Annotated in this window: 17 protein-coding genes; 9 read left to right on the forward strand and 8 right to left on the reverse strand. The window is 73.8% G+C overall.

Features of this window, described 5'->3' with window-relative positions; all coding sequences use genetic code 11:
* Window positions 1–24 precede the first annotated feature (24 nt).
* Window positions 25–1,569 carry a histidine kinase N-terminal domain-containing protein gene (locus ABZ783_RS19360; RefSeq protein WP_357439910.1) on the forward strand — a complete coding sequence of 515 codons (1,545 nt, stop codon included), beginning with the start codon at window positions 25–27 and terminating at the stop codon, window positions 1,567–1,569.
* 159 nt (window positions 1,570–1,728) lie between these two features.
* On the opposite strand, the gene ABZ783_RS19365 is transcribed toward ABZ783_RS19360, so the two are convergent.
* Window positions 1,729–3,549, reverse strand: coding sequence for a glycosyltransferase family 39 protein (locus ABZ783_RS19365; protein ID WP_357440181.1), 1,821 nt, complete (start codon window positions 3,547–3,549; stop codon window positions 1,729–1,731).
* A gap of 422 nt (window positions 3,550–3,971) precedes the next feature.
* On the opposite strand from ABZ783_RS19365, the gene ABZ783_RS19370 reads away from it, so the two are divergent.
* From ABZ783_RS19370 to ABZ783_RS19385, 4 genes are all read left to right on the forward strand, one after another.
* Window positions 3,972–5,678 carry a nitrite/sulfite reductase gene (locus tag ABZ783_RS19370; protein ID WP_357439912.1) on the forward strand — a complete coding sequence of 569 codons (1,707 nt, stop codon included), beginning with the start codon at window positions 3,972–3,974 and terminating at the stop codon, window positions 5,676–5,678.
* Window positions 5,679–5,748: 70 nt separating this feature from the next.
* Complete coding sequence (locus ABZ783_RS19375) at window positions 5,749–5,907, forward strand: hypothetical protein (RefSeq protein ID WP_357439915.1); 159 nt, start codon at window positions 5,749–5,751, stop codon at window positions 5,905–5,907.
* Window positions 5,904–6,668, forward strand: coding sequence for a phosphoadenylyl-sulfate reductase (locus tag ABZ783_RS19380; RefSeq protein ID WP_357439918.1), 765 nt, complete (start codon window positions 5,904–5,906; stop codon window positions 6,666–6,668). The genes ABZ783_RS19375 and ABZ783_RS19380 overlap by 4 nt, the downstream gene beginning before the upstream one ends.
* Window positions 6,650–7,399 (forward strand): CbiX/SirB N-terminal domain-containing protein, encoded by a 750-nt coding sequence (locus tag ABZ783_RS19385; protein WP_357439921.1) that lies wholly within the window; start codon window positions 6,650–6,652, stop codon window positions 7,397–7,399. The genes ABZ783_RS19380 and ABZ783_RS19385 overlap by 19 nt, the downstream gene beginning before the upstream one ends.
* Before the next feature lie 169 nt (window positions 7,400–7,568).
* Here ABZ783_RS19385 and ABZ783_RS19390 read toward each other — a convergent pair whose 3' ends face one another.
* Together ABZ783_RS19390 and ABZ783_RS19395 are read right to left on the reverse strand one after the other, a co-directional pair.
* On the reverse strand, window positions 7,569–7,826 hold the full coding sequence (locus ABZ783_RS19390) for a WhiB family transcriptional regulator (protein WP_073834718.1): 258 nt from the start codon (window positions 7,824–7,826) through the stop codon (window positions 7,569–7,571).
* A gap of 508 nt (window positions 7,827–8,334) precedes the next feature.
* On the reverse strand, window positions 8,335–9,285 hold the full coding sequence (locus ABZ783_RS19395; protein WP_357439923.1) for a diacylglycerol kinase family protein: 951 nt from the start codon (window positions 9,283–9,285) through the stop codon (window positions 8,335–8,337).
* Window positions 9,286–9,327: 42 nt separating this feature from the next.
* Here ABZ783_RS19395 and ABZ783_RS19400 point away from each other — a divergent pair, with 42 nt between their 5' ends.
* Window positions 9,328–9,717 carry a hypothetical protein gene (locus ABZ783_RS19400; RefSeq protein WP_357439926.1) on the forward strand — a complete coding sequence of 130 codons (390 nt, stop codon included), beginning with the start codon at window positions 9,328–9,330 and terminating at the stop codon, window positions 9,715–9,717.
* Between the two features lie 45 nt (window positions 9,718–9,762).
* On the opposite strand, the gene ABZ783_RS19405 is transcribed toward ABZ783_RS19400, so the two are convergent.
* The 3 genes from ABZ783_RS19405 to sodN form a co-directional block, all read right to left on the reverse strand.
* Window positions 9,763–10,167: an ATP-binding protein gene (locus ABZ783_RS19405; protein WP_357439927.1), complete on the reverse strand. Its 405-nt coding sequence runs from the start codon at window positions 10,165–10,167 to the stop codon at window positions 9,763–9,765.
* 31 nt (window positions 10,168–10,198) lie between these two features.
* On the reverse strand, window positions 10,199–10,651 hold the full coding sequence (locus ABZ783_RS19410) for a GNAT family N-acetyltransferase (protein WP_357440184.1): 453 nt from the start codon (window positions 10,649–10,651) through the stop codon (window positions 10,199–10,201).
* Between the two features lie 65 nt (window positions 10,652–10,716).
* Window positions 10,717–11,121 (reverse strand): superoxide dismutase, Ni, encoded by a 405-nt coding sequence (sodN, locus tag ABZ783_RS19415; protein ID WP_073834713.1) that lies wholly within the window; start codon window positions 11,119–11,121, stop codon window positions 10,717–10,719.
* Window positions 11,122–11,205: 84 nt separating this feature from the next.
* Between sodN and ABZ783_RS19420 the strand changes: the two genes are divergently transcribed.
* From ABZ783_RS19420 to ABZ783_RS19430, 3 genes are all read left to right on the forward strand, one after another.
* A complete protein-coding gene (locus ABZ783_RS19420; protein ID WP_357439931.1) occupies window positions 11,206–11,562 on the forward strand; it encodes a S24/S26 family peptidase in 357 nt (118 codons plus the stop codon).
* Window positions 11,563–11,701: 139 nt separating this feature from the next.
* On the forward strand, window positions 11,702–12,877 hold the full coding sequence (locus tag ABZ783_RS19425) for an NADP-dependent malic enzyme (RefSeq protein ID WP_357439933.1): 1,176 nt from the start codon (window positions 11,702–11,704) through the stop codon (window positions 12,875–12,877).
* A 74-nt stretch (window positions 12,878–12,951) separates the two neighbouring features.
* On the forward strand, window positions 12,952–13,914 hold the full coding sequence (locus ABZ783_RS19430; protein ID WP_357439936.1) for a zinc-binding dehydrogenase: 963 nt from the start codon (window positions 12,952–12,954) through the stop codon (window positions 13,912–13,914).
* 20 nt (window positions 13,915–13,934) lie between these two features.
* Here ABZ783_RS19430 and ABZ783_RS19435 read toward each other — a convergent pair whose 3' ends face one another.
* Window positions 13,935–14,897, reverse strand: a complete 963-nt coding sequence (locus tag ABZ783_RS19435; protein ID WP_357439938.1) for a chlorophyllase — start codon at window positions 14,895–14,897, stop codon at window positions 13,935–13,937.
* A 58-nt stretch (window positions 14,898–14,955) separates the two neighbouring features.
* Window positions 14,956–15,492, reverse strand: coding sequence for an aminoglycoside adenylyltransferase (locus ABZ783_RS19440; protein ID WP_357439941.1), 537 nt, complete (start codon window positions 15,490–15,492; stop codon window positions 14,956–14,958).
* Window positions 15,493–15,594: the final 102 nt, after the last annotated feature.

A 15,594-nucleotide genomic window follows, 5' to 3' on the forward strand; every position in this document is an offset into this window, starting at 1 on the left:
GCCCGGCGTGGCACGCTGGTCAGCGTGTCCACCCTGCGCGACCTTGCCGAGGAGCACACCCAGCTCCGGCCGAGCGACATCGACCACCTGCACCGGATCGCCGGCGACTGGCAGCTGCTGTCCGACCTGTCCTTCGCCGACCTGCTGCTCTGGGTGCCGGTGGACGGCGACGGCACGTTTCTCTGCGTGGCCCAGGTCCGGCCCACGACCGCGCCGACCGCGTACCTCGACGACCAGGTCGGGCGGATCGTCGGCGGGCCGGAGGTGGCGCACCTGGACGTGGCCCACGGGCAGGGCCGGATCTGGCGGGAGGGCGACCCGGTCTGGTACGGCGACGTGCCCGCCCGGCACGAGGCGATCCCGGTGCGGCTGCGGACCGCCGACGGGGAGGCCGGCGAGGTCATCGCCGTGGTCGGCCGGGACACCAACCTGTCCACCGCGCGTACGCCCAGCCAGCTCGAACTGAACTACCTGACTACGGCCGACGACCTGGCCCAGATGATCGCCGACGGCACCTTCCCGCCGCCCCGGCACCCGGGCGAGACCACCTCGGCGCCCCGGGTCGGCGACGGGCTGGTCCGGCTCGACGCCAACGGCAAGGTCACCTACGCCAGCCCGAACGCGCAGTCCGCGTACCGCCGGCTGGGCTACGCCTCCCATCTGGTGGGGGAGGACCTGGCCAAGCTGCACCGCCGGCTGGCCGGCGACCCCCTCGAAGGCACCGACGCGGGCAACGCGGTGCTGGCCGCGCTGCGCGGTGAGGCCCCGCCCCGGCGGGAGATCGACGCCCGCGGCGCCACCATGCTCACCCGCGCCCTGCCCCTGATGCCGGCCGGCGTGCCGATCGGCGCGCTGGTGCTGGTCCGCGACATCACCGAGGTACGCCGCCGGGACCGCGCCCTGATCACCAAGGACGCCACCATCCGGGAGATCCACCACCGGGTGAAGAACAATCTGCAGACCGTCGCCGCGCTGCTCCGCCTCCAGGCCCGCCGGGTCGCCATGCCCGAGGCCCGGGTCGCCCTGGAGGAGTCGGTACGCCGGGTCGCCTCGATCGCCCTGGTCCACGAGACCCTCTCCATGTCCAGCGACGAGGCGGTCGAGTTCGACGGGATCGTGGACCGGGTGGCCAGCGCGGCCACCGAGGTCGCCGCCACCGAGTTGACCGTCGGCATGCGCCGGCAGGGCAGCTTCGGCGTGCTGCCGGCCGAGATCGCCACCTCGCTGGTGATGATCCTCAACGAGCTGCTGCTCAACGCCGTCGAGCACGGCTTCCCGGCCGGCGAGGAGGGGGCCGCCGGCCCGCGGGACGGGGCGGAGCCCGCGGTGGTGGTCTCCGCGCACCGGTTCCGCAAGCAGCTGCACGTCTCCGTCACCGACAACGGGCGCGGCCTGCCCGAGCAGTTCGACGCCGAGCGCGGCGGCAACCTCGGCCTGCAGATCGTCCGGGCCCTGGTCACCGGCGAGTTGCGCGGCACCATCGAACTGCGCAACGGCGCCACCGGCGGCACCGAGGCCGTGCTGGTCGTCCCGCTCGCCCGCGGCACCACCGACCGCCTCACCACCTGACGTCCCGCCGCTTCTCGCCCCCGCGCGTCTCGCCCCCGCCTCGTCTCGCCCCTGCTCGCTTCGCGCAAGGTCCGCACTAGTTCTCGGAAAGAGTGCCTCCTGGCGCGTCGAGGGCACCCTTTCGGGGAAGTTGTGAGGATCTTCGCGAGGACGAGGGCTTCAGCGGGTGAGGAGGGCGACGGTGATGCCGGGGCGGGGCCAGACCTGTTGCACGGTGAAACCGTCGCGCAGCGCCCCTCCCTTGGGGCCCGGCACTGCGGCCACCGGATCGGTCCGCCGCCCGGACACCACCAGCCAGAGCCGCTCCACCCCGGCCAGGCATTCCGCCGGCCGGTCGCACTCGCTGGCCCAGAGGTCCGCGCGCTGCCGCTGGTCGCTGACCACCAGCACGTCGCGGGGCCGCCGTGCCCCCAGGTGGTACGCCATGCCCAGGTCGAGGAAGAGCCAACTCTCCCGGGGCGAGTAGGCGATCGCGTCGCCCGGCTGCTGGTGCTCGGCGATGATCCGGGCCGCGCCCCGGTAGTCGACGGGTGCGGTGCGCGGCCATTCGTGCGTACGGCGCAGCGCCGCCTGGTCGGGCAGGCCGAGCACCCCGGCCAGGGCCACCACGGCGAGCGCCGGCGGCAGCCGTATTCCGGCCAACGCCGCACCGGCCAGCAGACAGGCGAACGGCACGGTGAAGACGAGGTACCGGGTCACCCAGAGCGGCACGAGCGTCCCGGCGGCGAAGAGCAGCAGTACGGGCAGTAGGACGGCGGCGCCGGGGAGCAGCGCCCGGCGGCCGAGCCGCCCCGCGCCGAGCGCGGCGAGGCCGACCAGCAGCCCGCCCACCACCCCGGTCTGCGCCAACCCGCCGGGCAGCGCTGTCAGGTCGGCGGGGCGGGCCAGGTGCACCCAGTCGAGCTGTCGGGACCGCTGCCCGCCGGCGATCAGCACCAGCGGGGTGACCAGCAGTGCCGTCGGCAGCAACGCGACCACCCACCACCCCAGCGGCTCACGCCACCTGCCCGCCGGTGCGTCGCTGACCGGCTGTTCGCCCGCCGCCCGCTCCCCGTTCGTCCGGCCGCCCTCACCGCAGCGCTGGTCTCGACTGGGATCGCCGCCACCGGCGCCGCCACCGGCGCCGCCGCCGGCGCGGTTGCCGGTTGTGCCCCGGGCGGCGCCGCGATCGCCCGCCAGGTCGCGGGTCGCGCGGTTGCTCCCCCGGTCGCCGGCCCCGCGGTTGGTCGCCCGGTTGCTGGCTCCGCGGTTGCTTGCCAGGTCGCGGGTCGCGCGGTCGCTCCCCCGGTCGCCGGCCCCGCGGTTGGTCGCCCGGTTGCTGGCTCTGCGGTTGCCTGCCCGGTCGCGGGTCGCGCCGCTGCCGGCCGCATCGGAGGTCGGCGCGCCGGGGCCGGCTGCCGCCGGGCCGCGCCAGGCGGCGAGCAGCACCACGAGCCCGTGCGCGGCGAGCAGGGTGAGGGCGATCAGATGGGTCAGGCCGAGGGCGGCGACGGCCAGGGCGTACCCGGTCCAGCGTCGCCCCGCCGGCCGGCGCAGCGCGCCGACCAGCAGCAGCGTGGCGAGCACGGCGAGGAAGGTGGCGAGGGCGTACGGGCGGGCCTCCTGGCCGTACCGGGCGGTGCTCGGAAGGGCGGCGAAGAGCAGCCCGGCGATCAACCCGACCCGGGCGGTGACCAGCCGTTCGCCGAGCCGGGCGGTGAGCGCGGCGGCCCCGGCCATGGCGAGCGCGGACGGCAGCCGCAGCGCGGTCGGCGAGGTCCCGGCCAGCGTCGTCCAGCCATGCATGGCCAGGTAGTACGGCCCGGTCGCGGCGTCGATGGTGCCGGCCAGCCGGATCAGATCGCCCACCGGGCGGGTGGCGGCGCTCCAGGTGGCCAGTTCGTCCCGCCACGGCTGCGCGTGCCCGATCCCGGCGAGGGTGACCACCAGCGTGAGCAGCGCCGGCGCCGCCGCGACCCACCACCTCGGGCGGTCGTCCATCGCCCCGGCCGGTGTGGGCGACGCAGGAGTGCTCACCTGTCGCAGCGTCACACAGGTCCGGCGCGCGGGTCGGCCGATTCGCGGCGCCGGCCACAACGTGAGCGGCGCGGTGCTCGGCCGTAGTGGATCATCGTCAATGCCCGTGATGTGGGATCACACACTCGGCCGTTGGCCGGCCACCGTGGGTTGTGGGAGCATATGGCGCATGACCGCCGCTGTCGTCCGCCGCTTCGTGGCCCGCCGCCACGTCGACTACGGCCGCGTGCGCAGCGCGATCTGTCCGGCCCACTGACGACGCCCGACCCATCCGTCTCGGGCGCGCTACCGCGCCGGCCGTCATCGACATCGCCGTCCACGGCCCTTGGCAGGGCCGGCCGCCGCGTTTGCGTACCCAGGCACAGCAGACAACGGAGGACGCCGCGATGGCGGTCAGCAGCACCCCCACCCGCGCCGACAACCAGCCCGCCGCGCGGGCGCCCCGCCGCGCCCGTGGCGAGGGGCAGTGGGCCGTCGGGCACCGCGAGCCGCTCAACGCGAACGAGCGGATCAAGAAGGACGACGACCCGCTGAACGTGCGGGCCCGGATCGAGAACATCTACGCCCACCGGGGCTTCGCCGCCATCGACCCGCAGGACCTGCGCGGCCGGTTCCGCTGGTGGGGGCTCTACACCCAGCGCAAGGCGGGCATCGACGGCGGGCGTACGGCCGTGCTGGAGCCGCACGAGCTGGAGGACGAGTTCTTCATGCTCCGGGTCCGGGTGGACGGCGGCGAGCTCAACCTGGCGCAGCTGCGGGTCATCGCCGACATCTCCCGGGAGTTCGCCCGGGACACGGCCGACATCACCGACCGGCAGAACATCCAGTTCCACTGGATCCGGGTGGAGGACGTGCCGGAGATCTGGCGCCGCCTGGAGGAGGTGGGCCTGCAGACCACCGAGGCGTGCGGCGACTGCCCCCGTGTCGTGCTGGGCAGCCCGGTCGCCGGGGTGGCTCGGGACGAGGTGGTCGACCCGACGCCGGCGCTCGACGAGATCGTCCGCCGGTACGTCGGCGACAAGCAGTTCTCCAACCTGCCCCGCAAGTTCAAGACCTCGATCTCCTGGTTGGTCGACACGCCGTACGAGGCGAACGACATCGCCTTCCTCGGCGTGCAGCACCCGGAGCATGGTCCCGGCTTCGACCTCTGGGTCGGCGGTGGCCTCTCCACCAACCCGATGCTGGCCAAGCGCCTGGGCGTCTGGGTGCCGCTGGCCGAGGTGCCGGACGTCTGGGCCGGCGTGGTCGGCATCTTCCGCGACTACGGCTACCGCCGGCTGCGTAGCCGGGCCCGGCTGAAGTTCCTGGTCGCCGACTGGGGTGTGGAGAAGTTCCGCGAGGTGCTGGAGAAGGAGTACCTGGGCCGGACGCTGCTCGACGGCCCGGCCGCGGAGCTGCCGGACAAGCCGATCGACCACATCGGCGTGCACCCGCAGCGCGACGGCCGCCACTACGTCGGCGCGGCCCCGATGGTGGGTCGCGTCTCCGGGCCGCAGCTGGCCCGGCTCGCCGACGTGGTCGAGGCGCACGGCAGCGACCGGGTGCGGCTCACCCCGTACCAGAAGCTGCTGGTGCTGGACGTGGCGCCGGAGCGGACCGACTCGCTGGTGGCGGAGCTGCGCCGGATCGGCCTGGAGCCCCGGCCGTCCGCCTGGCGGCGCGGCACCATGGCCTGCACCGGCATCGAGTTCTGCAAGCTCGCCATCGTCGAGACCAAGCGGCGCGGCGAGGAGCTGGTGGCCCGGCTGGAGGAGCGGCTGCGCGACTTCGACGCCGACATCTCGATCCACCTCAACGGCTGCCCGAACGCCTGCGCCCGCACGCAGGTCGCCGACATCGGGCTCAAGGGCCAGTTGGTGGTCGGCCCGGACGGCCGGCAGGTGGAGGGCTTCCAGGTGCACCTCGGCGGCGGCCTCGGCATGGCGCAGGGGCAGACCGCCGGCTTCGGCCGCAAGCTGCGCGGCCTGAAGACCACCGCCGAGGAACTTCCGGAGTACGTGGAACGGCTGGCCCGCCGCTACCTGGCTGGCCGGGCGGCGGGCGAGACCTTCGCCAACTGGGTGATCAGGGTCGACGAGGAGGAACTCCGATGAGCGAGCGTAGCGAGCGAATCAAGCACCTCGGTGCAACTCATCGTGGCGCCGGGCGAAGCGAGGTGGCGCGATGAGCGATGCTCGATCTGCGCCTCTCTACTGCCCCTACTGCGGGGAGGAGGACCTGCGGCCGAGCGAGGCCGGGCACGGCGCCTGGGAGTGCCACGCGTGTGCGCGGGTCTTCACCGTGAAGTTCACCGGCCTGCTCACTCGGGCGGTGACCCGGTGAGCGGGCTGCGCTCTGCCGCCGGCATGGGCCTGGTCGGGATCGGCGGGCCGGTCCCGGCCGATCCGCTCCGGCGCGACCCCGAGGAGCTGCGCGCGCTGGCCGAGGCGGCCGGCCGGGAGCTGGCGGATGCCCCCGCGCTGGAGATCGCCCGCTGGGCCGCCGAGACGTTCGGCGACCGGTTCTGCGTGACCAGCTCGATGGCCGACGGGGTGCTGGCCCACCTGGTCTCCCGGGTCGCCCCCGGCGTCGACGTGGTCTTCCTGGACACCGGTCTGCACTTCCCGGAGACGCTCCGGGTCCGCGACGAGGTGGCCCGGCGGCTGCCGGTGAACGTCCGGTCGATCCGGCCGCGGATGACCGTCGGGCAGCAGGACGGCCAGTACGGGCCACGGTTGTTCAATCGGTCCCCGGACGACTGCTGCCAGCTGCGCAAGGTCGAGCCCCTGGAGCGGGCGCTGACCGGGTATGACGCCTGGGCCGCCGGGCTGCGCCGGGACGAGTCGCCGACCCGGGCCAACACCCCGGTGGTGGCCTTCGACGCCCGGCGCGGCAAGGTCAAGGTGAACCCGATCGCCGCCTGGACGCAGCGCGACGTGGACGCCTACATCGCCCGGTACGACATCCCGGTCAACGAGCTGTTCGGTCGCGGCTACGGCTCGATCGGCTGCTGGCCCTGCACCCGCCGGACGACGGCGGGGGAGGATCCGCGGGCGGGTCGGTGGGCCATGTTCGAGAAGACCGAGTGCGGCCTGCACACCTGACGCCCGACCCGCCGGTGGTGCTGGTCGCGCACGGCAGTCGTGACCCGCGGGCGGCCGAGGCGACCCGGGCACTGGCCCGGGCCGTGGCGGCCGCCCGCCCCGGCGTCACGGTGCTGCCGAGCTGGCTGGACCACACCGAGCCCGGGCCGGCCGCCGTGCTGCGGGAGCTCGCCGCCGCCGGTCACTCCCGCGCGGTGCTGGTGCCGTTGCTGCTGACCGCCGCGTACCACCAGAAGGTCGACATCCCGGCGGCCGTCGCCGCCGCGCGCGCGGACGGGCCACCGATCGAGGTACGGGTCGCCGACGTGCTGGGGCCGGCCGACGGGCGGGTGGACGCCGGGCTGCTGGCCGGGCTGTGCCGCCGGCTGGCCGAGGCGGAGCCGGGCGGGTACGACGCCCTGGTGCTGGCCGCGGCTGGCACCCGGGATCCCCGCGCGCGCGGCTCGGTGGGCCGGGTCGCCGCGGCGCTCGGTGCCGAGCTGGGTGTCCCGTGTCGCGTGTCGTACGCCTCGGCGGCGCCTCCGGCGGCCGGCGCCGCGGTGGCGAAGCTGCGGGCGGGCGGGGCCCGCCGGGTCGCGGTGGCGGCCTACTTCCTGGCACCGGGCCTGTTCCACGACGCCGTGCGCGGTGCCGCCCGGGACGCCGGCGCGGCAGCGGTCGCCGCGCCGCTCACCGATGTCCCCGACCTGGCCGACCTGGTCCTCCGCCGCGCCGCCGCCCAGCTCGGCTGACGCCGCCCCGGCTTGCCGGACGCCGCCCAGCTCAGGTGATCATGAGGTTGCCGGCGCTCGGCGCGGTCCGGGCCGCGGTCAACCTCATGATCGCCGGGGACGGAGCCGGGGGCTGGACAGCAAGACGCCCCGGCGGGTGGACCCGGCCGGGGCGTGCTGTGCGGTGCGATCAGGCGGAGTGAGCGCGCAGCACCCGGAGACCGCCGCGGCGCTTCACCGCGCGGCGCTCCTCCTCGCTCATCCCGCCCCAGACGCCGGCGTCCTGACCGGACTCCAGCGCCCACTGCAGGCACTGGTCGGTCACCGGGCAGCGCCGGCAGACGGCCTTGGCCTGCTCCACCTGCAGGAGGGCCGGACCGGACGTCCCGATCGGGAAGAACAGCTCCGGGTCCTCGTCGCGGCAGACGGCATCGTGGCGCCAGTCCATGGCGGCAACACTCCTCATTCTTAAGTGGGGGCCAGATAACGCTTCGTTGCTTTTCCTATATGCATCCGCATTGCCGATTGGTGACGGTCAGCATCCATCAATTCGGCGCTGCGTGAGCAGGCTGCGGGCCCGGAGACCTGCTGGAACGGCTCAACCTGCCGAGCATATCCAGGCAATGTCCCGGTAACACGACTTCGCTTGTGAATACTTTCACGAACTGCTGCGATGTCAAGGGTGCCGCTCGGAAAAACTCCGAACAGTGAGCGGGCTCACCACCCTTTTGTCCGGGTTTCAGAGCGCTCTGGTCACCCGGTGTGCCACAGTCGAGGATCAATATAGTACAGTCTGCGTGACATTGCTGACATTTCCGGCACCCTTTCGTCGGCGTGGCTCCGACAAACTCCAGTTCGGCTTCGGCGCGTCTGACCGCCGCGCCGCGACCTGAAGCCGTCGCCCACCGCGGGGGGAGCGGTGGGTCACCGTGTCAACGGACGGGAGTACCCGAGGCCTAGCAGATTACTCTCAGTGCGGCCGGAATGGATGCGAATCTAACTTTCTCCCGCTCGCCCAGGTAGTCCCCGTCGAGCTGGAAGGCCAGCGGACGGGCCGAGAGCAGGGTGAACTCCGACACGTCGTGCAGCCGGAGCGCCTGCCGGCCGTGCGGGTCGGGCTGCTGGGTGAAGAACTGCGTCACGGTACGTGCCGTGCTGGCGACTCGCAGCTGCCGCATCGCCAGCACGTCCAGCCCGAGGTCGAAGGACGCCCCCGGGTTCGGGTTGATCTCCCGCTCGCCCAGATACGTCCAGGGCGCGGTGTTCTGCACGATGACGGTGGCCAGCTCGGCCTCCGCGGTCTCGCCCGGCCGCTCCAGGGTGATGCTGGGGTGGCGCCGGTCGGACGCCAGGAAGTACTGGCTGACCGTCGACCGGAGGTAGAGCGCCGGCGTGGAGACCCGGCCCTGCCGGCGGGCCCGCTCCACCCGGTGGATCACCGCCGCGTCGATGCCGAAGCCGGCGCAGAAGGTGAAGTAGCGGTCGTCCGCCCGGCCCAGGCCGATCGTCCGGGACCGGCCCAGGCGCAGCCCCTCCAGGATCATGCTGGTCCCGTCGGGCCACTCCCGGGGCAGGCCGAGCGCGCGGGCGAAGACGTTGGTCGAACCGCCGGGCACGGTGGCCAGCGCCGGCAGCCGCTCCGCCGACGTGTCCCCGGTACGGAAGGTCGGCGGCTCGGCGCTCATCAGGCCGTTCACCACCTCGTTGACCGTGCCGTCGCCACCCAGCGTGACCACCAGGTCGACGCCCTCCTCGGCGGCCTCCCGGGCCAGGTCCACGGCGTGCCCCCGCCGGCGGGTGTACCGCACCGACAGGTCGACTTCGCTGCGCAGCGCCCGGACCAGGACGTCACGGCTGCGTTCGCTGGTGGTGGTGGCCTTCGGATTGACCACCAGGACGGCCCGCATGGGCGGCACTGTACCGCGCCTACCCACGGGTATCGTGGCGCCGTGACGATCGACTCCGACCCGGTCCCCGCCCCGCTCCGCTGGGCGGTGCACCTGCTACGGGCCGAGGCGGTGGCGCTCGGCCTGGTCGCCGCCTGGCTGGTCTGGTCCGACCTGACCGCGCCCACCACCGACCTGACCTCGGCGCTGCTGGTGACGGTGTTCGCGATCGGTGGAGCCGCGGCGCTCTGGGCCCTCGGCGGCGCCCTGGTACGTCGGAAGGCCGGTGCCCGGGCACCCGCCATCGTGCTCCAGCTCATGCTGCTACCGGTCGGCTGGTACATGATCCAGGGCGGGCTGGGCTGGCTGGGGCTGCCGCTGATGGCGCTGGGTGTCGGGGTCACCGGGCTGCTGGTCAGCTCGCCGACCAACCGGGCCCTCGGCGTCGGCTGACGCCGGAGTCCGCCCCCTGAACGCAGTCCCGCGCGAGCGGCGCGGTCAGTAGCCGGAGGCGCGGCGGGTGAGCAGGGAGATGGTGGCCCGGCCGTCGCCGGCCTGGGCGGACGCCGCGGTGGTCAGCGCGGTGAGCACCTTCCAGGCGAAGGACGACTCGGCGGGCAGCGTCGCGCCCCGGACCGTCGGCACGGTCACCTCGACGGTGAGCGCGTCCTCGGTCACCGCGAACCGGCACTCCAGCTCGGCGTTGCGGGTGGCGATGGCGAGCAGCATGGCGCAGGCCTCGTCGACCGCGATGCGCAGGTCCTCGATCTCGTCGAGGGCGAACTGGAGCCGGGCCGCGAGCCCGGCCGTGGCCGTGCGGAGCACGCCGAGATACCCGCCGTCGGCGGGCACGGTGAGGTGCACGACGTCGTCGCTCGTCGGCTGGCCGGTCAGTTGAGTCACCCTCATCCCCCTGGTGCGGGACTCTACCCGGTCAGGCGTCGGGGGATGTGACGGCCGTCGCCTGCGCGGCGAGTTGGTGCAACGCCGTGCCGGCGAGGCGGTAGGGGACCCACTCGTCCATCGGGCTCGCCCCGATGGACGCGTAGAACCGGGCCGCCGGGTTCCAGTTGATCATCCACCACTCCAGCCGCCGGTAGCCGCGCTCGACACAGATCGCGGCCAGGGTGGCGAGCAGTTGGCGACCCGCGCCGGTGCCCCGGGCGGCCGGCCGGACGTACAGGTCCTCCAGGTAGATGCCGTGCACGCCCGCCCAGGTGGAGAAGTTGAGGAACCAGAGGGCGAAGCCGATGGGCTGGTCGGCCCGATCCACCGCGACGTGGCCGAAGAGCGCGGGCGCGGGGGCGAAAAGAGCGGCGGTGAGCTGCTTTTCGGTGAGGTGGCACTGCTCGGGCGCCCGCTCGTAGTCGGCGAGTTCGTGCACCATCGCGACGACGGCCGGCACGTCCTCGGGACGCGCCGGCCGGATCGTCGGTGCCGGAGGCGGCGGGGTCACGCCTGCTTGGTCTCCCAGAAGATCTTCGAGATCTCGTCGATCTTCGACAGCAGCTCGTCGGCCTTGGCCGGGTCGGTGGCGCCCTTGGCGCCGGCGGCGCCCGCCATCTTGGTGGCCTCGTTGAAGAGCTGGTGCAGGTGCGGGTACTTCTCGAAGTGCGCCGGCTTGAAGTAGTCGGTCCAGAGCACCCACAGGTGGTGCTTGACCAGCTCGGCCCGCTGCTCCTTGATGATGATCGCCCGAGTGCGGAACTCCGGGTCGGTGTTGGCCTGGTACTTCTCGCAGATCATTTTGACCGACTCGGCCTCGATCCGGGCCTGCGCCGGGTCGTAAACGCCGCAGGGCAGGTCGCAGTGGGCGCTGGCGGTCACCCGGGGCGTGAGGATGCGGGGAAGGCGCATCAGGGTCCTCCATGGGATGTTTGCGATGATCCGAGACGACATTACTCCTGGACATGCTCCCCGGCGGGCGGGAGGTGAAACCCGATGCGAGCGGTGAACAGATCCCACCCGACCGTGCTGCGCGGCCCACTGGCGGCGGTGCTGGTCACCGGCCCGTCCATGGCCCCGACCCTGCGGCACGGCGACGCGGTGCTGGTGCGTACCGGCGGCCGGCCGGTCCGCCCCGGCGATGTGGTGGTCGCGGTCTTCCGGAGCCGCCCCGACCTGCTCGTGGTCAAGCGCGCGGTCCGCCCGCAGGACGGCGGATGGTGGCTACGCGGCGACAACGACCTGGTCACCGACGACTCCCGGGCGTACGGGGTGGCGGACGTCCGGGGTCGGGTGGTGGTCCGTTACTGGCCGCATCCCGGGCTGGTCAAAGGTCGGCAGGAATGGATATGACCCCGCTCACACCCCGGTGACGGGTGCGCCACTATGCTCGGAAAGTGCCCGGGTGACCCCCGCACCGCCGCCCCGCTGGCCGCTGACCACCGCGCGCCGAGCCGGCCGGTCCGTCTGCTCGACAGATCCAGGAGTCACCATGTCTTCCGCCCCTCCGGACCCCGCCGATCCCGTCTTCCGGCTGCACGCCGGCGGCAAGATGGCCGTCACCTCGACCGTCCCGCTCACCAGCCGGGAGGATCTCTCCCTGGCGTACACCCCGGGGGTGGCCCGGGTGTGCGAGGCGATCGCCGCCGACCCCGAACTGGTCGACGACTACACCTGGGTGTCGCACACCGTCGCCGTGGTCACCGACGGCTCCGCCGTACTGGGTCTGGGCAACATCGGCCCGCGCGCGGCGCTGCCGGTGATGGAGGGCAAGGCGGTGCTGTTCAAGCAGTTCGGGGGCGTGGACGCGGTGCCGATCTGCCTGGACACCCAGGACGTCGACGAGATCGTGGCGACGGTCCGGGCGCTCGCCCCGTCGTTCGGCGGGATCAACCTGGAGGACATCAGCGCCCCACGCTGCTTCGAGGTGGAACGCCGGCTGGACGAGGCGCTACCGATCCCGGTCTTCCACGACGACCAGCACGGCACCGCGATCGTGGTGCTGGCCGCGCTGCGCAACGCGGCCACCCTGCTCAACCGCAAGCTCGGCGACCTGCGGGTGGCGGTCAGCGGGGCCGGTGCGGCCGGCGTCGCGGTGACCAGGATGCTGATCGCCGGCGGAGTGAACCCGGACCAGGTGGTGGTCTGCGACTCCAAGGGCATCCTCGGCCGGCACCGCGAGCTGACCGGGACCAAGGCCGAGCTGGCCGAGACCACCAACGCGGACGGCCGGCAGGGCGACATTACCGAGGCGCTGCGCGACGCGGACGTGCTGATCGGCGTCTCGGGCGGGCAGATCCCCGAGGCGGCGGTGGCCGGGATGGCCCCGGGCGGCATCGTCTTCGCGCTGGCCAACCCCACGCCCGAGGTGCACCCCGAGGTGGCGGCCCGGCACGTCGCGGTGGTCGCCACGGGGCGCAGCGACTACCCCAACCAGATCAACAACGTGCTCGCCTTCCCGGGGGTGTTCCGGGGCGCGTTGGACGCCGGGGCCACCCGGATCACCGACGGGATGAAGGTGGCCGCCGCCGACGCCATCGCCGGGGTGGTCGCCGAGTCGCTGACTCCGGAGGCGATCGTGCCGTCTCCGCTGGACCCGCGGGTCGCCCCGGCGGTCGCCGAGGCCGTCGCCGAGGCGGCCCGCCGGGACGGGGTGGCCCGCCGCTGAGTCCACGGAAGGGCCCTTCTTATTGCATTTCGCACAGGAAGGGCCCCTTCTTAACGGGCGCTCAGCTTGTTACCGTGCCGATCATGCGTGCCGCCTATGCCTCGGCCTTCGACGCCGACAGCCCGCTCGCCGCGCTCACCGTCGGCGACCGTCCCGAGCCGACCCGACCCGAGCCGGACTGGGTCACCGTGCAGGTACGGGCCAGCTCGCTCAACCATCACGACCTCTGGTCCCTGCGCGGGGTGGGCCTCAGCGGTGACCAGCTCCCGATGATCCTGGGCTGCGACGCGGTCGGCACCGACCCGGACGGCAACGAGGTGGTCATCTACCCGGTGGTGCCCACCCCGGGTGACCCGCGCGGGGTCTCCATCCTCTCCGAGCACTTCCCCGGCACGTTCGCCGAGCGGGTGGCCGTACCCCGGATGAACCTGCTGGCGCTGCCGGTGGGCCTGTCGGCGACCGACGCGGCCTGCCTGCCCACGGCCTGGCTCACCGCGTGGCGGATGCTCACCACCAAGGGGCGGGTCGACGAGGGCGAGTCGGTGCTGGTCCAGGGGGCCGGCGGCGGGGTGGCCAGCGCGGCCGTCGCACTCGGCGTCGCGCTCGGCAAGCGGGTGTACGCGACCAGCCGCGACGCCGCCAAGCGGGAACGGATCACCGAGCTGGGGGCGACCGCGCTGGAGCCCGGCGCCCGGCTGCCCGAGCGGGTCGACGTGGTGATCGAGACGGTCGGCGCGGCCACCTTCGACCACTCGCTGAAGTCCGCCGCGCCGATGGCCCGGATCGTGGTCTCCGGCGCCACCGCCGGGCACGAGCCCAAGGTCAACCTGCGCCGGGTCTTCGCCATGCAGTTGGAGATCCTCGGCACCTCGATGGGCACCCCGGACGAGCTCACCGAACTGCTGTCGTTCTGCGCCGAGCACGAGGTGCGACCGGTGGTCGACTGCGTGGTGCCGTTCAGCCGGATCGAGGACGGCTTCGCCCGTCTCGCCTCCGGCGACGTCTTCGGCAAGGTGGTCATCGACCACACCGCCTGACGGGGCGCGGCGCGGATGCGTCAGAGGTGGTCGTCGAGGGTGGCGAGGCCGCCGCGGGTGGCGTCGGCGGGGAGGCGCTGCTTCGCCGCCGCGTCGCCGTAGAGCGTCCAGCGCAGGAACTCGACGGTGGTGTCGGCGACCACCCGCAGCGCCGCGCCGTCGGTGAGCAGAGCTCGGCCATGGTCGCCTTTCGGCAGGCTGAGCAGCGCCTTCGGCCAGGGCACCGCGTCGTAGGCGGCCTTGCCGGAGGCGTAGCTCACCACCTCGTCGGCCTCGCCGTGCACGAACAGCTGCGGGGCGGCCGCACCGGCGAAGGCGGTGCCGACGCCGAGCGCCGTACCGGCGAAGACGATGCCCGCGTCGAGCCGGTCGTCCCGGCCCGCCGTGAACAGCCCGATCGTGGTCACCCCGCCCGCGCTGTGCCCCGCCGCGGCCACCCGTTCGGTGTCCAGCCGGCCGTGCAGCGGGTCGTCCGCCTTCGCGTCGAGGGCGAGCACCTGGGTCAGCGCGTACGACACGTCGGCCGGCTGGTTGAGCACGTCGAGCACGTTGCCGTCGCCGCCCGCCCCGGTGTGCGGGAACCGCGGCGCGGCCACCACGAACCCGGCCGCCGCCCAGCGGCCAAGCAGCAGCTGGTAGTCCTCCGGCCGGGCACCCAGCCCGTGGCTGAACATCACCACCGGAAACCGCCCGGCCGCCGCCGCGGCCGAGCGCTCGGGCGCGCCGCCGGCCGCGCCCCGGGCCGGGTACCAGACGGTCACCGGCAGGGCGCGGTCGCCGTCGCGGTTCAGCTTGAGCTGGCGTACGCCGACGGCGAAGCTCTCGGTGGGGGCGTGCCCGGTGGGTGCCCGCGGCGCCGGCGTGGTCGCCGTGGGCGACGGGGCCGGTGCGGCTCGCTCGGGCAGTACGGTCCCGCCGGAGCAGCCGGCCAGACCCGCGCTGAGCACGGCGGCGGCGACCAGGGCGGCACGGCGACGGAGCATGAAGACGATTCTGCCTCGCGATCCGGCCCGATCGGCCGGCATCTGGTCGAGCTGGCCGTCACCCGCCGCCGTCGGATCGGCTGCTCCGGAGGCGGGCCAGGTCGGCGGCGTCCTTGGCGCGGCGGGGCCGGGCGGGCATCCAGACCGGGAACATCTCCTTGAACTCGATCTGCGCGGCGGCACTGATGATCGGCGCGGCCAGCGGGCCGATGCGGCCCGGCCGGGCGTCCAGCATCCCTTCGGGCAGCGGGGTGCCGGCCCACGGCCCGGCGCCGACCACCACCTGGCCCTCGGCGTCCCGGTCCAGGTACGCGAAGCTCAGCTCGACGTCGTCCCGGCCCACGTCGAGCTGGGTGGTGGCCGGCATCCGCGGGTCGGGTCGCCAGCCCGCCCCGGCGAGCAGGGCCGACAGTGCGTCGGCGTCGTGCCGCCAGCAGTACCAGTCGACGTCCACGTGCGGCCGGGTCACCACGCCGAGGTGGAAGTCCATCGCCCAGCCGCCGCGTAGCCACACCGCGATGCCGGCCCGTCCGGCCAGCGCCGTCACCTCGCGGATCGCGTCGAGTTGCCGTCCCGCCAGCCCGTCCCCGTCCACGCGGTGACGCTACCGCCCAGCGGCGGACCGCGCCCGCTCAGCCCGCGCCCGCTCGGCCTGGTCATGCTCGACGTCAGGTCGGCGATGTGGCGGGGGCCGGGG

Source organism: Micromonospora sp. NPDC047738, assembly GCF_040642675.1.
Lineage (GTDB): Bacteria > Actinomycetota > Actinomycetes > Mycobacteriales > Micromonosporaceae > Micromonospora.

Bases quoted from the DNA above. Each gene is read 5' to 3' on its own strand.
- ABZ783_RS19420 (WP_357439931.1), top strand. From the start codon at position 11,206: ATGCGAGCGGTGAACAGATCCCACCCGACCGTGCTGCGCGGCCCACTG.
- ABZ783_RS19390 (WP_073834718.1), bottom strand. From the start codon at position 7,826: ATGGACTGGCGCCACGATGCCGTCTGCCGCGACGAGGACCCGGAGCTG.
- sodN (WP_073834713.1), bottom strand. From the start codon at position 11,121: ATGCGCCTTCCCCGCATCCTCACGCCCCGGGTGACCGCCAGCGCCCAC.
- ABZ783_RS19375 (WP_357439915.1), top strand. From the start codon at position 5,749: ATGAGCGATGCTCGATCTGCGCCTCTCTACTGCCCCTACTGCGGGGAG.
- ABZ783_RS19410 (WP_357440184.1), bottom strand. From the start codon at position 10,651: ATGGTGCACGAACTCGCCGACTACGAGCGGGCGCCCGAGCAGTGCCAC.
- ABZ783_RS19425 (WP_357439933.1), top strand. From the start codon at position 11,702: ATGTCTTCCGCCCCTCCGGACCCCGCCGATCCCGTCTTCCGGCTGCAC.
- ABZ783_RS19370 (WP_357439912.1), top strand. From the start codon at position 3,972: ATGGCGGTCAGCAGCACCCCCACCCGCGCCGACAACCAGCCCGCCGCG.
- ABZ783_RS19365 (WP_357440181.1), bottom strand. From the start codon at position 3,549: ATGGACGACCGCCCGAGGTGGTGGGTCGCGGCGGCGCCGGCGCTGCTC.
- ABZ783_RS19395 (WP_357439923.1), bottom strand. From the start codon at position 9,285: ATGCGGGCCGTCCTGGTGGTCAATCCGAAGGCCACCACCACCAGCGAA.
- ABZ783_RS19435 (WP_357439938.1), bottom strand. From the start codon at position 14,897: ATGCTCCGTCGCCGTGCCGCCCTGGTCGCCGCCGCCGTGCTCAGCGCG.